Source organism: Acidimicrobiales bacterium, assembly GCA_035512495.1.
Taxonomy (GTDB): domain Bacteria; phylum Actinomycetota; class Acidimicrobiia; order Acidimicrobiales; family CADCSY01; genus DATKDW01.
Genome location: DATKDW010000066.1, coordinates 18,200 through 31,360 on the forward strand (window position 1 = coordinate 18,200; position 13,161 = coordinate 31,360).

General features: G+C 71.1%; 9 protein-coding genes. 2 read left to right on the forward strand and 7 right to left on the reverse strand.

Annotated elements, in window-relative coordinates:
- Positions 1–28: 28 nt before the first annotated feature.
- Complete coding sequence (locus VMN58_09970) at positions 29–607, reverse strand: cysteine dioxygenase family protein (protein ID HUF33519.1); 579 nt, start codon at positions 605–607, stop codon at positions 29–31.
- Between the two features lie 31 nt (positions 608–638).
- On the opposite strand from VMN58_09970, the gene VMN58_09975 reads away from it, so the two are divergent.
- Positions 639–1,616 (forward strand): D-cysteine desulfhydrase family protein, encoded by a 978-nt coding sequence (locus VMN58_09975; GenBank protein HUF33520.1) that lies wholly within the window; start codon positions 639–641, stop codon positions 1,614–1,616.
- Positions 1,617–1,723: 107 nt separating this feature from the next.
- Here VMN58_09975 and VMN58_09980 read toward each other — a convergent pair whose 3' ends face one another.
- The 6 genes from VMN58_09980 to VMN58_10005 all read right to left on the reverse strand — a co-directional run bounded on the left by VMN58_09980 (position 1,724) and on the right by VMN58_10005 (position 12,742).
- Positions 1,724–3,907, reverse strand: coding sequence for a DUF3536 domain-containing protein (locus VMN58_09980; protein ID HUF33521.1), 2,184 nt, complete (start codon positions 3,905–3,907; stop codon positions 1,724–1,726).
- Between the two features lie 347 nt (positions 3,908–4,254).
- Positions 4,255–5,193 carry a hypothetical protein gene (locus tag VMN58_09985; protein HUF33522.1) on the reverse strand — a complete coding sequence of 313 codons (939 nt, stop codon included), beginning with the start codon at positions 5,191–5,193 and terminating at the stop codon, positions 4,255–4,257.
- A gap of 178 nt (positions 5,194–5,371) precedes the next feature.
- Positions 5,372–7,741 carry a 1,4-alpha-glucan branching protein GlgB gene (gene glgB / locus VMN58_09990; protein HUF33523.1) on the reverse strand — a complete coding sequence of 790 codons (2,370 nt, stop codon included), beginning with the start codon at positions 7,739–7,741 and terminating at the stop codon, positions 5,372–5,374.
- Complete coding sequence (locus VMN58_09995; GenBank protein ID HUF33524.1) at positions 7,738–9,054, reverse strand: phosphotransferase; 1,317 nt, start codon at positions 9,052–9,054, stop codon at positions 7,738–7,740. The genes glgB and VMN58_09995 overlap by 4 nt, the downstream gene beginning before the upstream one ends.
- Positions 9,051–10,793 (reverse strand): maltose alpha-D-glucosyltransferase, encoded by a 1,743-nt coding sequence (treS, locus tag VMN58_10000; protein ID HUF33525.1) that lies wholly within the window; start codon positions 10,791–10,793, stop codon positions 9,051–9,053. Before treS ends, VMN58_09995 begins: the two co-directional genes overlap by 4 nt.
- The gene (locus tag VMN58_10005) at positions 10,790–12,742 is read right to left on the reverse strand and encodes an alpha-1,4-glucan--maltose-1-phosphate maltosyltransferase (protein HUF33526.1); all 1,953 of its coding nucleotides are present in this window, start codon (positions 12,740–12,742) and stop codon (positions 10,790–10,792) included. Before VMN58_10005 ends, treS begins: the two co-directional genes overlap by 4 nt.
- Positions 12,743–12,886: 144 nt before the next feature.
- On the opposite strand from VMN58_10005, the gene VMN58_10010 reads away from it, so the two are divergent.
- Positions 12,887–13,161: DUF3417 domain-containing protein (locus tag VMN58_10010; GenBank protein HUF33527.1), on the forward strand; the 275-nt coding region annotated here is incomplete at its 3' end.

A 13,161-nucleotide genomic window follows, 5' to 3' on the forward strand; every position in this document is an offset into this window, starting at 1 on the left:
ATGCCCCCGGGAGCGGGCCGGGGCGGGGTCAGCCCACGAGCCGGGCGACCCAGCGGTCGGGCGCCACCTCGACGAAGGGGAAGTCCACCGCGTGTCGAGCGTCGCGGTCCCAGAAGAGGTGCGGGTGCTCGGCCGGGGTGCGGCACAGCACGTGCACGCTCACGCCGTCGCCGGGACCGGGGTTGCGGACGCGGTGCCAACCCTCGCCCTCCTCGGGCAGGAGGTAGGTGACGTCGCCCTGGTGCCAGACGTAGCGGGAGTCCTCCACCGGCTCGCCGTCGCGCTCGACGTAGCGAGTCTCCTCGTCGCCGCCCCGCAGGTAGCCGATGACTCCCCAGCAGCCGTGGAGGTGCACCCCGCTCGAGGTGCCCTCGGGGAACACGACGGCGAGCACGTGGAAGCGGCCGGCCGGGTCGGCGTGGAGCAGGTTTCCGACGGCCCCGCCCTCGTGGGGCTGCTCGGCCCAGGCCGGCACGCCGTCGGGGTCGGCGAGGAGCGCCTCCATGGCCGGACGCATGGCCTCGGCCCGAGCCCGGTCGGTCGTCAGGCGAGTGTCGCCAAGGGCCGAGTCGACGGTGGTGACGAGTGACTCGAGGGAGGTCGTCATGGCGCTCATCCTGTCAGTAGCGTCGCCGTCGATGCTCGACCGACGCGTCCCCCTGGCCTCCGCGCTGCCCACGCCCCTCGAGCGCCTCGACCGCCTCGCGGACGCCCTCGATCTGCCGCCGGGGACCCTGTGGGTCAAGCGCGACGACCTCACCGGCCTCGGTGGCGGCGGCAACAAGGTGCGCAAGCTCGAACACCTCTGCGCCGACGCCATCGTGCAGGGCTGCGACGTGCTCGTCACCGGTGGCGGCCGGCAGAGCAACCACGTGCGCCTCACCGTGGCCGCCGCCAACCGCCTGGGGATGGACGCCCGGGTGGTGCTCACCTCGACCCGGCCGTCGGTGCCCACGGGCAACGTCCTGCTCGACGAGCTGCTCGGTGCCGACGTGGTGTGGGCCGGGACGCTCGACTACTACGGCGCCGAGGCGGCGATCGACGAGGCCGCCGATGCCCTCGAGGCGGAGGGGCGCCGGCCCTACCGCATGCCGGTGGGTGGGGCGTCGGTGGTCGGGGCCCTCGGCTACGTCGCCGCCGCCCTCGAGCTGCGCGAGCAGCTCCCCGACGTCGGCCTCGTGGTGGTCGCCGACGGCTCCGGCGGGACCCATGCCGGCCTGGTGGCCGGCCTCGGAGACCACGGCCTGGTGCTCGGCGTCGACGTCGGGACCCGCCCCGACCTCACCGAGCGGGTGCCGGAGAAGGCACTGGAGGCCGCCGCACTCGCTGGCCTGCCCGCGCCGATCGGCGAGATCCGCCTCGACCGTGACCGGTTCGGCGACGGCTACGGGTCGCCCACGCCGGAGGCACGGGAGGCGCTCGACCTCGCCGCCCGCCACGAGGGCCTCCTCCTCGATCCCGTGTACACGGGCAAGGCCATGGCCGGTCTGGTGGCCGCAGCCCGCGAGGGCCGGATCGAACCGGGCACCAAGGTGGTGTTCCTCCACACCGGGGGCCTCCCCGCCATCTTCGCCCGCGGCTTCGCCGACTGGGTCCGCGACGGCGTCGCCAGGTGATCTGCTTCATCGCCGGCGATCACGACGCCATCACCGCGGTCCGCCTCACCCGACCTCACGCCGGAGGGACAGCGCCATCGCCGGCGTGCGATTCGACGTCGACGAGCTCAGCTGTCGACAGGACCCGAGGGTTCCTGGGCCGGCAAGCCGAGGCGCTCCACGGCGAGGCCGAGCTGCATCCCGAGCAAGCGGAGGTGGGCGGGCGCCACCTCGGGCCCGCCCACGAGGGCGTCGTAGACCACCTCTTGGGCGGGGGCGAGGTCGACGTGCACCTCGAGGTGCTCGGCGAGCCGCAGGAGGCTGAGCACGAGATCGGTGCCATCGGCGTCGCCGGCGACGGCGCGCGCCACCGCCTCGGCCACGTCGCGGTCGAGGTCGGTGGCGGCCATCGCCAGGAGAACCTCAGCCGAACCGGGCAGCGCCGACTCGATCCCGAAGGTCTCCGGCCCGAAGCACGCCGACAACAGGTCCAGGACCGTCGTCGCCGCCGCCCCGGACTCGATCGCGGCGAAGAGGTCGTCGGCGGCCAGACCGTCACTGGCCTCGTCGCTCGGCCGTGACGCTCCCCGGATCTGGAGCCCGCCGAGGTGCACGGCGCTCCAGGCGTGGGCGGTGCGCCGCCCCGTCCGCCGGTGCCGCAGTGTGGCGGTGCCCGCCACCGCGACGATCGAGCCGCTGGCAGCATGGCGCACCGACCGGGCCTCGACAGCGAAGGCGCCGAGGTCGTCCCCCGCCAACCCACCGAGGAGCTCGACCAGTGCCAGGTGGGCCACCACCCGGCGCTCGTCGACTCTGGCCGGCACCACGTGGTGGTGCCAGACGCGGGTGCCGTCGCCCTCCTCCGGCTGGTTGCTCTGGGCCCGGGACAAGACGTCGAGGAACGAGGCGACGGGCGGGTCCTCGCCGAGCTCCTCGAGCAGGTCGATGGCCCGGGCGGCGTAGCGAAGGCACTGGACGGTCTCGAGGCCGGCGAGGTCCCAGAAGAACCAGGCGCACGAGGTGTACATCAGCAGGGCGTGACGCTGCTGCTCGAGCAGCGTCAGTGCCTCGGTCAGGATGGCGTCGTCGGCACCGCTGCCCTTGACGTGCTCGGCAGCGAAGTCTTCGAGCCCCCGGGCGCCGACGACGACCTTGCCGTACGCGTCCCTGGCCGCCCACGGCTCCACCAGGACCGCCGAACCCCGGCGCTCGAAGACCTCGACGCCCGCGTCGCGGAGCACGTCGAGGGCCTCGCGGAGGGATGCGCGCCACCGCTGGTCCGATCCCGGGAGTCCGCCGGTGGAGCACCCGCAGTCGTTCGCCCATCGCTCCACCCCGTGGGTGCACGACCAGGCGCTCTCCCACACCTCGACCTCCCACGTCGGCGGGGCGGCTCGCAGGTGGTCGGCCAGGTTGGTGACCCGCATCCCGGCCTGGGGGGCGACCACCGGCAGGGCGTGGGCCAGCACCCGCTCGGCGAAGCGGTGGTGGTGCCCGAAGGTCTCCCCGTCGGTGGCGACGCACGCCAGGCCAGCGGGCGCGGCAGCATCGGCCGCCCGAGCGACCAGCACATCCGAGGCCATGCCGCTCGCGCCGAAGGCGATGTCGTGGGAGAGGGCGCCGTCGTAGAACACGAGGTCGAGGCCGAGGTCGCGGCGCTCGGGGTGGCGCCACCGGTAGGTGCGCCGGGTGTCGATGCCATCCTCGGCGGCGTCGACCCACGGCTCGTCACCTCCAAGCGGGCGCGAGCACTTCGCCTGGCCCGGGGCGAGGATGGTGAAGCCGATGCCCTCCTCGGCCAGCACCGTCAAGACGGCGTCGTTCACCGCGGTCTCAGGAAGCCAGATGCCCTCGGGCTCACGGCCGAAGCGGTGGCGGAAGTCGGCCTGACCCCACCGGACCTGGGTCCGCACGTCCCGCTCGCTCGCCAGCGGGAGGATCATGTGGTTGAACGCCTGGGCAACCGCGCCGCCGCCCGCCCGGTCCCCCGCCACCATCCGGGCCAGCACGTCGGGGGCGTGCTCGTCGAGCCACGACGCCAGGGTGGGGCCCACGTTGAACGACAGGTGCGCGTAGTTGTTGACGATGGCGACCACCCGGTCGTGGTCGTCGACCACCCGCGCCCAGCCGTTGGGGCGGTACGACTCGGCGGTGATCCGCTCGTTCCAGTCATGTGCCGGCGCCGCCGAGGGCTCGACCGGCACGGTCTCCGTCCAGGGGTTCTCGCGGGGCGGTTGGTAGAAGTGGCCGTGCACGACCAGCGCACGCTCAGGAGCGCCACCGCCGTGCCCGCTGGCCTTCGGCACGTTCACCCCGACATGCTGCCAGCCCCCACCCGTGCGAGCGCGTCACGACCCCCCATCCCCGGCCGCATTCCGAGTTGAGCGCGCCAGGCGTCCGCTCCCGACGGCAGACGCACACAACCCGAGGTGGGCCGCCCTCCCCGGCCCGAGTTGTGCGCGCCAGACGTCGGCTCCCGACCGTTCGCGCACACAACCCGAGCTGGGGCAGCCCCCCGACCCGAGATGTGCGCGCCAGACGTCCGCTCCCGACCGTTCGCGCACACAACCCGAGCTGGCGCAGCCCCCCGACCCGAGATGTGCGCGCCGGACGTCCGCTCCTGACCGCTTGCGCACACAACCCCGGGGGTTCCTAGGGGTCAGCCGGAGGGGCGGCGGCGGTGTTCGGCCTCGGCGCGAGCGCGATCGACCCATCGAACGAGGTCGGCGGGGTCGGTGTTGGAGGTGATGTGAATCACGATCCAACCGGCCAGGCGCAGCTCGTTGTCACGGTGACGATCGTCATCGAAGGTGGAACGGATGAGACCGTGCTCGGCGAAGCCGTCCCACTCGATGGCCACCAGGTCGTCGGGGAACGCGAAGTCGAGCTTGCGCTCTCTGCCCCCGACCACGACGCGGTGCTGCTGGACGGGGAGCTCACGACCGGCTGCGGCCAGCACCTCGAGGACGTCGAGCTCGTGGTTGCTCCCGCCAGGCAGGCGGCCTCCAGCCCGGTCGGCGACGACCGGTCGGACCGGAACCACCAAGCGGCGACCGGTGCGACGGCCGCGGTCGAGCCGCGCATGGCAGGCGTCGAGCTCGTCATAGGTCAGCAGCCGACGACGGCACGCATCGTCGACGGCACTGGCCAGCCGTCGACCGGGGAGCCAGCGAGCGCAGTCGACGATGGTCCGCGCCACCGATGTCGCCGGCACCCCTCCGATGCAGGTGAGGTCGGCGGGGTCGAGCAGCCGCGAGCGGTGGTGGAAGACGCCGTCGAGGCGAAGCGATCGTCCGGGAGTCGTGACGACGTCGATCGAGGGAGGGTGGGGGACGTCGAGGCCGTGGAGCCTCGCTGCCGTGCGATGTGAGGCCCACGCTTCAGCACCACCGCTGAGCACGACCGCCAACACGGCCTGGGCGTGGGTCGGCGCTACGGAGACGCTGGCGTAGACCTGTGGCCGGATCACCCACCACTCCCCTCGCCTGACCCGACTCCTGATCCTTCCCACCGTGAGCCCGGCGGCCAGCGCCTGCCGGCGCGTGATCAACCCGAGCTGTCGCCGCATCGTCCCGACCACCGCAATCTCATCGACCATGCCCCGAGCCTCGCGGCCGGGTGTGACAGCCGGCGTCGGCACGTGTCAGCGCTGAGATGTGCGCGCCAGGCGTCCGCTCCCGACCGTCCGCGCACACAACCCGGGTAGAGGCGTCGAGTTGTGCGCTCCAGGCGTCCGCTCCCGACCGTCCGCGCACACAACCCGGGGCGCGGGAAGGTCAGCGCTGGGGGGCGAGCCAGACGACGCCGAGGGGTGGGATGGTGAGGACGGTGGAGTGGTCGTGGCCGTGCCAGTCGCGCTCCTCGGTGTCGAGCACGGGACCGACGTCGACGCCGCTGCCACCGAAGCAGGTGGCGTCGGTGTTGAGCAGCACCTCCCAGGCCCCCGCCTCGGGGAGGCCGACCCGGTAGCCGTAGCGGGGCACGGGGGTCAGGTTGGCGACACAGGCGACCGGACGTGCGTCGGCGTGGGCGTCGCCCACGGGGGTGCGGAGGAACGAGTAGCAGCTCTGGTCGGCGTCGTTGGCGTCGATCCACTGGAAGCCCGACGGTTCGAAGTCGCCGGTCCAGAGGGCGGGTTCGTCCGAGTGAAGGGTGTTGAGGTCGTGCACGAGGTCTCGGATTCCGGCGTGGCCGGGGTCGTCGAGGAGGTGCCAGTCGAGGCTCCGCGCCTCGGACCACTCCTGCTCCTGGGCGATCTCACAGCCCATGAAGATGAGCGGCTTGCCGGGGTGGGCCCACATCCAGCCGTAGAGGGCACGGAGGTTGGCCAGCTGTTGCCAGCGGTCGCCGGGCATCTTGGTCAGCAGCGAGCCCTTGCCGTGCACGACCTCGTCGTGCGAGAGCGGCAGGACGAAGTTCTCGCTGAATGCGTAGATCAGCCCGAAGGTGAGCTGATGGTGGTGGAACCGCCGGTGGATCGGATCCTTCGAGAAGTACTCGAGGGTGTCGTGCATCCAGCCCATGTTCCACTTGTGGCCGAACCCGAGGCCGCCCACGTAGACGGGACGGCTGACACCGGGCCAGGCGGTGGACTCCTCGGCGATCGTCATCACGCCGGGGTAGCGGCCGTGCATGACGGTGTTGACCTCCTGGAGGAACGACACCGCCTCGAGGTTCTCCCGCCCGCCGTGGATGTTGGGCACCCACTGGCCCTCCTCGCGGGAGTAGTCGAGGTAGAGCATCGAAGCGACCGCGTCGACCCGGAGGCCGTCGACGTGCAGCTCCTCGACCCAGTAGAGGGCACTGGCCATGAGGAAGTTGCGGACCTCGGGGCGCCCGAAGTTGAACACGAGGGTCCCCCAGTCGGGGTGCTCTCCCTGGCGGGGATCTTCGTGCTCGTACAGGGCGGTGCCGTCGAAGCGGGCGAGGGCCCAGTCGTCCTTGGGGAAGTGGGCGGGGACCCAGTCGACGATGACCCCGATGCCCCGTGCGTGGAAGGCGTCGACCAGCGCTCGGAAGTCGTCGGGCGACCCGAAGCGCGAGGTGGGGGCGAAGTAGCTCGACACCTGGTACCCCCACGACGGGGTGTACGGGTGCTCGGTCGGCGGCATGAGCTCGACGTGGGTGAAGCCCAGGTCGGCCACGTGGTCGACCAGCGCGGTGGCCATCTCGCGGTAGGTGAGGGGCCGGTCGCCCTCCTCGGGGACGGTGCGCCATGACCCGAGGTGGACCTCGTAGGTCGACATGGGACGGTGCAGCGGGTCGGACGACCTCCGTCGCTCCAGCCACTCCAGGTCCCCCCACTCGTGGCTGGACTCCACCACGACGCTCGACGTCTCCGGCGGGTGCTCGGCCGCGAAGGCCATGGGGTCAGCCTTGAGTCGGAGGTGGCCGCCCTGGGTCAGGATCTCGAGCTTGTAGCGGGCGCCGGGGCCGACGTCGGGGAGGAAGAGCTCCCACACACCGCTCGAACCGAGGGTGCGCATCGGGTGGAGGCGGCCGTCCCAGCCGTTGAAGTCGCCCACGACCCGGACGGACCGGGCCGTCGGAGCCCACACCGAGAACGAGGTGCCCCGCTGGCCCTGGTGCTCGCGGACGCGGGCGCCGAGCACCTCCCAGAGGCGCTCGTGGCGGCCCTCGGCGAAGAGGTGGATGTCGAGCTCTCCGAGCGTGGGCCAGAAGCGGTAGGGGTCGCCGAGCGTGTACGTCTGGCCGTCGCCGTACACCACCTCGAGCTGGTAGGCGCCGATGCCGTCGGGGCCGAGGTCGGAGGGCGGGACGTCGACGGCGAAGACCCCGCCGTCGTGGATCTGCTCCATCTCGAGGCGCCTGCCACCGTCGAGCACGAGCGTCATGGACTTCGCGTCGGGACGGTGGCCGCGCACGACCACGCCGCCGGCCGACCGGTGGGCGCCGAGGACGTGGTGGGGGTCGGCGTGCTCGCCCCGGACGAGACGGTCGAGGTCGCCGATGAGCCCGGCACGGTCCCTCTCCGCCGCCGGCTCCGTCGCCACGACCTTCTTCCCAGCCACGTCCTGCTTCCCCGCAGACGCCTTCTTCGCCGCGCCCGCCTTCTTCCCGGTCGCCCTCTTGCCGCTGGCCTTCCGTGCGTTCGGCGTGTCGTCGGACTCGTGGCCGGCGTTCATGCGCGCTCCAGGATGCGGTGGACGGCAGACAGGGGGATCCCTACCCAGTCGGGGCGGTGACCCTGCTCGTAGCCGACCTCGTAGACCGCCTTGTCGAGCTCGAAGGCGATGCGGGCCGTCTCACGGTCGGCATCGCCGGCGGAGAGCACCGCCTCGACCCCATCGGCGGTCAGGTAGCCGTCGATGAACGCTGCTGTGTTGCGAGCCTCCCATGCGTCGGCCAGGGCGGCGAGCTCCTCGTCGGCCTCCGAGCCGAACTCGCGCAGGGCCACCTGGGCGGCGTAGTGGAAGGACCGGGCCATGCCGGCCACGTCGCGCATGGGCGACGACGGGGCCCGACGCTCGCCGAGGGGTCGGTCGGGCTCGCCCTCGAAGTCGAGGACGTGCCACCCGGCGTCGGTGCGCATGACCTGCCCGAGGTGGTAGTCGCCGTGGATGCGCATGGCGGGGCCGACGTCGGTCGCCTCGCGCAGGCGACGGTAGGCCGCGCTGACCGCCTCGACGTCGACCTCCGGGTGGCGAACCCGCCGCAGGTGGGCATCCATGGCGTCGGCCCACTCGCCGCCGTTGCCGGGCGCGGTGCCGAACGCCTCGGCGAGCGACACGTGCATGCGGGCGGTGATGACGCCGAGACGCCGCGCTTCGAAGGCGAAGTCGCCGCCGGCCTCGTCGGGCGCCGATCGGCGGTCGTAGAGGTCGCGAAGCGACGTGAGGGCGAGCGAGAACCCCTCGGCCCCACCAACCAGGAACTCGTTGACCACCGCGTAGTCGGTGCCGTCGCCGCGCCACTCGGCCACGGGGCCGGCCACGTTCTCGAAGCCCACCTCCACCAGGGCCCGGGAGATCTCGGCGTCGGGGTTCGGGCCGTCGACGAGGCGTCTGAACAGCTTCATGATGAGGCGCTCGTCGAAGACCACCGAGGTGTTCGACTGCTCGACCATGAGTGGCCGTGCTCGTTCGACCTGCTCCTCGGGGGCGATGACGGACAGCAGGTGCAGGGCGAGCTCGGGGTCGATGGCGGCGTCGTAGGCGAGGGCGGCGCCGAGCTCGGTGTCGAGCTCGCCGATGATCGCCTCCGGCTTGCCCTCGAGGAACGCCTCCCGGCTGTCGACGGGGCGCAGGCCCACCACGATCTGGTACCGGGCACCGTCGGCAGACACCACGACCTGGAGCAGGGCCGGGAACTCGTCGCGCATCACCTCGATCCGGTCGATGGCGAGCGAGGGGCGGTCGCCTCCCTCGCTCCCGGAGAACCAGCGCTGGGCGGGCAGGTAGTCGCAGAGCGCGTCAGCGAGGGCGTCGGAGTCGATCACTGAGGGCTCCCCGGGCTGGGTTCGGCCGCTTGGTTCGGCGCCTCGGCGAGGCGGAACCAGTAGAAGCCGTACGGGGCGATGGTGAGGAAGTAGGGCAGCTCGCCGATGGGTGGGAAGGGCACCCGCCCCAGCAGCTCGTGCGGCACGTAGCCCTCGTAGTGGGCGAGGTGGAGCTCGACGGGCTGGGCGAAGCGGCTGAGGTTGTAGGCGCACATGACGATGTCGACCTCGCCCGTGTCCGGGTCGGTGAGCTCCCGGACGAACGCCAGCGCGGAGGGGTTCTCGGCGGTGAGGACCTCGAAGCTGCCGATGCCGAAGACGGGGTGCTGCTTGCGCACCTCCAGCATGCGCTTGACCCAGTGCAGCAGCGAGCTTGGGTTGCGCTGCTGGCTCTCGACGTTGATCGACTGGAACCCGTAGACGGGGTCCATGAGGGCGGGCAGGTAGAGCCGCTCGAAGTCGGCCTTCGAGAACCCGGCGTTGCGGTCGGGGGTCCACTGCATGGGCGTGCGCACGCCGTCGCGGTCGCCCAGGTAGATGTTGTCGCCCATCCCGATCTCGTCGCCGTAGTACATGATCGGCGAGCCAGGGAGGCTGTAGAGCATGGCGTGGAACAGCTCGGCGATGCGCCGGTCGTTGTCGAGCAGGGGGAACAGCCGCCGGCGGATGCCCACGTTGATCTTCATCTGCGGGTCCGAGGCGTACTCGGCGTACATGTAGTCCCGCTCCTCGTCGGTGACCATCTCGAGGGTGAGCTCGTCGTGGTTCCGGAGGAAGATGCCCCACTGGCAGCCGTCGGGGATCGGCGGCGTCTGGGCGAGGATCTCGGTGATCGGGTAGCGCTGCTCCCGTCGCAGCGCCATGTACATGCGCGGCATGAGCGGGAAGTGGAAGCACATCTGGCACTCGTCACCGTCGCCGAAGTAATCGACGACGTCGGCGGGCCACTGGTTGGCTTCGGCCAGGAGGACCTTGTCGGGGTAGTTGGCGTCGACCTCCTTGCGGACCCGCTTCAGGTACTCGTGGGTCTCGGGAAGGTTCTCTCCGTTGGTGCCGTCGCGCTCGAAGAGGTAGGGCACTGCGTCGAGGCGGAAGCCGTCGAGGCCGAGGTCGAGCCAGAACTTGACGACGTTGATCATGGCCTCGGCGACGTCGGGGTTGTCGTAGTTCAGGTCGGGCTGGTGGCTGAAGAAGCGGTGCCAGTAGTACTGACCACGCACGGGGTCCCACGTCCAGTTCGAGTGCTCGGTGTCGGTGAAGATGATGCGGGCCTCGGACCAACGCTGGTCGTCGTCGCCCCAGACGAACCAATCAGAGAACCGGTTGTCGGTCCCCTGGCGGGACTCCTGGAACCACGGGTGGGCGTCGCTGGTGTGGTTCATCACCATGTCGGCGATGACCCGGATGCCGCGCCGGTGGGCCTCGTCGAGGAACTCGACGGCGTCGGCGATGTTGCCGTACTCGGGGAGCACGGTGAAGAAGTCGCTGATGTCGTAGCCGCCGTCGCGCAGGGGCGACTGGTAGAAGGGCAGCAGCCAGAGGGCGTCGACGCCCAACCACTCGAGGTAGTCGAGCCGCTCGGTCAGGCCCTTCAGGTCACCGGTGCCGTCGTCGTTGGAGTCGTTGAACCCTCGGACGAGCACCTCGTAGAAGACCGCCTTCTGGTACCAACCGGGGTCGTTGGCGAGCTTGGGGTGCTTGGCCAGCTGGGCGTGCAGGTGGTCCTTCGGCTCGTTCACGTTCGGATCGCCCGGAGGTGGAGGACGTGACCCGGCGTCTCGGCCGGGTCGAGACGGACGTAGGGGTTCGGCCCCTGCCACGTGTAGCGGTCACCCGTGAGGAGGTCGTGGGCTTCGAAGGGCTCGTCCAAAGGGAGGCCGAGCCGGCCCAGGTCGATCCACAAGGTGTCCTCCTGCCAGCTGTCGGCATCGAGGTTGACGACGCACAGGATGACGTCGTCGAGGTCGTCGCTGTGGCGGCTGTAGGCGAGGAGCGCGTCGTTGCTGCTGTGGTGCACGATCGTGTTGCGCAGCGTCTGCAGCGCCGGGTGCTCGGTCCGGATCCGGTTCACCTGGGCGATGAAGGGGGCGAGCGAGTCCTCACGGTCCCAGTCGCGCTCGCGGATCTCGTACTTCTCGGAGCTCAGGTACTCCTCGTTGGCCTCGCTCGCCCACTCGTTCTCGCAGAGCTCGTAGCCGCTGTAGATGCCGTAGGAGGGCACCATGGTGGCGGCCAGCAGCAGGCGCATCCGGAACACCGCCGGTGAGCCGTCGCGCAGGGGGTGGGCGAGGATGTCGGGCGTGTTGGGCCAGACGTTGGGCCGCATGTAGTCGGCCGTGGGCCCGGTGGTGAGCTCGGTGAGGTAGGCCGCCAGCTCGGACTTGGTGGTCCGCCAGGTGAAGTACGTGTAGCTCTGGCTGAACCCCACCTCGGCCAGCTTGGCCATGACCTTGGGCCGGGTGAAGGCCTCGGCGAGGAACAGCACGTCGGGGTGCTCCGCCTGCACGGCGGGGATCACCCGCGCCCAGAACGCCATGGGCTTGGTGTGGGGGTTGTCGACGCGGAAGATGCGGATGCCCTCGGCGATCCAGTGGTCGAGGATGCCCTTGCAGGCCTCCCACAGGGCCTTCCGGTCGCCGTCGTCGTCGGGCCAGAAGTTGATGGGGTAGATGTCCTGGTACTTCTTGGGCGGGTTCTCGGCGTACTTGATGGTGCCGTCGGGCCGGTGGTGGAACCACTCGGGGTGCTCCTGCACCCAGGGGTGGTCGGGCGAGCACTGGAGGGCGTAGTCGAGGGCGATCTCCATCCCGAGGTCCTTGGCCTTTTCGACGACGGCGAGGAGCTCTTCCTCCGAACCGAGGTCGGGGTGGATCGAGGTGTGACCGCCCTCGGGACCGCCGATGGCCCACGGGCTGCCGACGTCGTCGGGGCCGGGGGCGAGGGTGTTGTTCGGACCCTTGCGGGCGGTGGTGCCGATGGGGTGGATCGGGGGGAAGTAGACGACGTCGAAGCCCATCTCGGCGACCGCGTCGAGGCGCTCGAGCGAGCCCTTGAAGCCGCCTTCGGAGCGGGGGAAGAACTCGTACCAGGCGCTGTGGCGGGCCCGCTCCCGGTCGACCCACAGCGAGATGGGCTCGGCTGCGGTGAGGTCGCCGGCGTGCGGGATGCCGGCGACGAGGGGGACCAGGGCGTCGTCGAGGGCGGCGTTGAGGCGGACGTCCATGGTGGCCGAGTCGTCTCGGATGGCGACGATGGCCTCCTCGACCCGGCTGCGACCCTTGCCCGAGCACTCCGGCACGAAGGCCTCGAGGATCCGTGCCCCCTCCTCGAGCTCGGTGGTGACGTCCTGGTCGGCGCCGACCTTCAGCCGCAGCTCCTTGCGCCAGGTGGCGAAGACGTCGGTCCAGGCCTCGACGAGGACCTCGTGGGCGCCGATGTCGGTGCACTCGACCTCGCCGACCCAGATGTCGTTGACCGACTGCGCCAGCGGCGACCGAATCCACTTCCGCCCACCGGCCTTGCGCCAGCTGACGCGAGCGGCGAGCAGATCGTGGCCGTCGCGGAAGATCCGGGCCTGCACCGGTGTCCGCTCCCCGACCGAGCTCTTGGGCCGTCCGCTCCCGCCGGGAGTTGCCGGCCGGAGCTGGTCGATGACGATCGCGCCGAGAGAAGGAGTCCTGGTGGCCACGGCTCCAGCCCTACCCCACGAATCGGCTCGATACAACGGGGACGGGACGATTGGTGCGAATCGGAGGCGCCGTTCCCGCGACAGCACCCATGCCGTGGGCACGGGTCAGGTCGCCGGAACCCGCCGCCGGTACGGTCGTCGCCGATGAAGGCCCTCCGAAGCTTCACCGTCCGCCCCACGCTGCCGGCTGCGCTGGCTCCGCTCGAGGCGTTGGCCATGAACCTGCGCTGGTCGTGGGACCTCCGGACCCGCGAGCTGTTCCGGTGGGTCGACCCCGAGAAGTGGGATGCCGTGGTCCACGATCCCGTGCGTCTGCTGGGCTCGGTGAGCAAGAACCGCCTGTCCGAGCTGGTCGAGGACCCCGGGTTCCTCCGCTTCCTCGAGACCGTCAGCTCCGACCTCGACCGCTACCTCACCCG

What these genes read in the sequence shown, in the direction of transcription:
- glgB (HUF33523.1), bottom strand. Translation starts at nt 7,741, where the DNA reads ATGAACGCCGGCCACGAGTCCGACGACACGCCGAACGCACGGAAGGCC.
- VMN58_09985 (HUF33522.1), bottom strand. Translation starts at nt 5,193, where the DNA reads ATGGTCGATGAGATTGCGGTGGTCGGGACGATGCGGCGACAGCTCGGG.
- VMN58_09975 (HUF33520.1), top strand. Translation starts at nt 639, where the DNA reads ATGCTCGACCGACGCGTCCCCCTGGCCTCCGCGCTGCCCACGCCCCTC.
- VMN58_09970 (HUF33519.1), bottom strand. Translation starts at nt 607, where the DNA reads ATGACGACCTCCCTCGAGTCACTCGTCACCACCGTCGACTCGGCCCTT.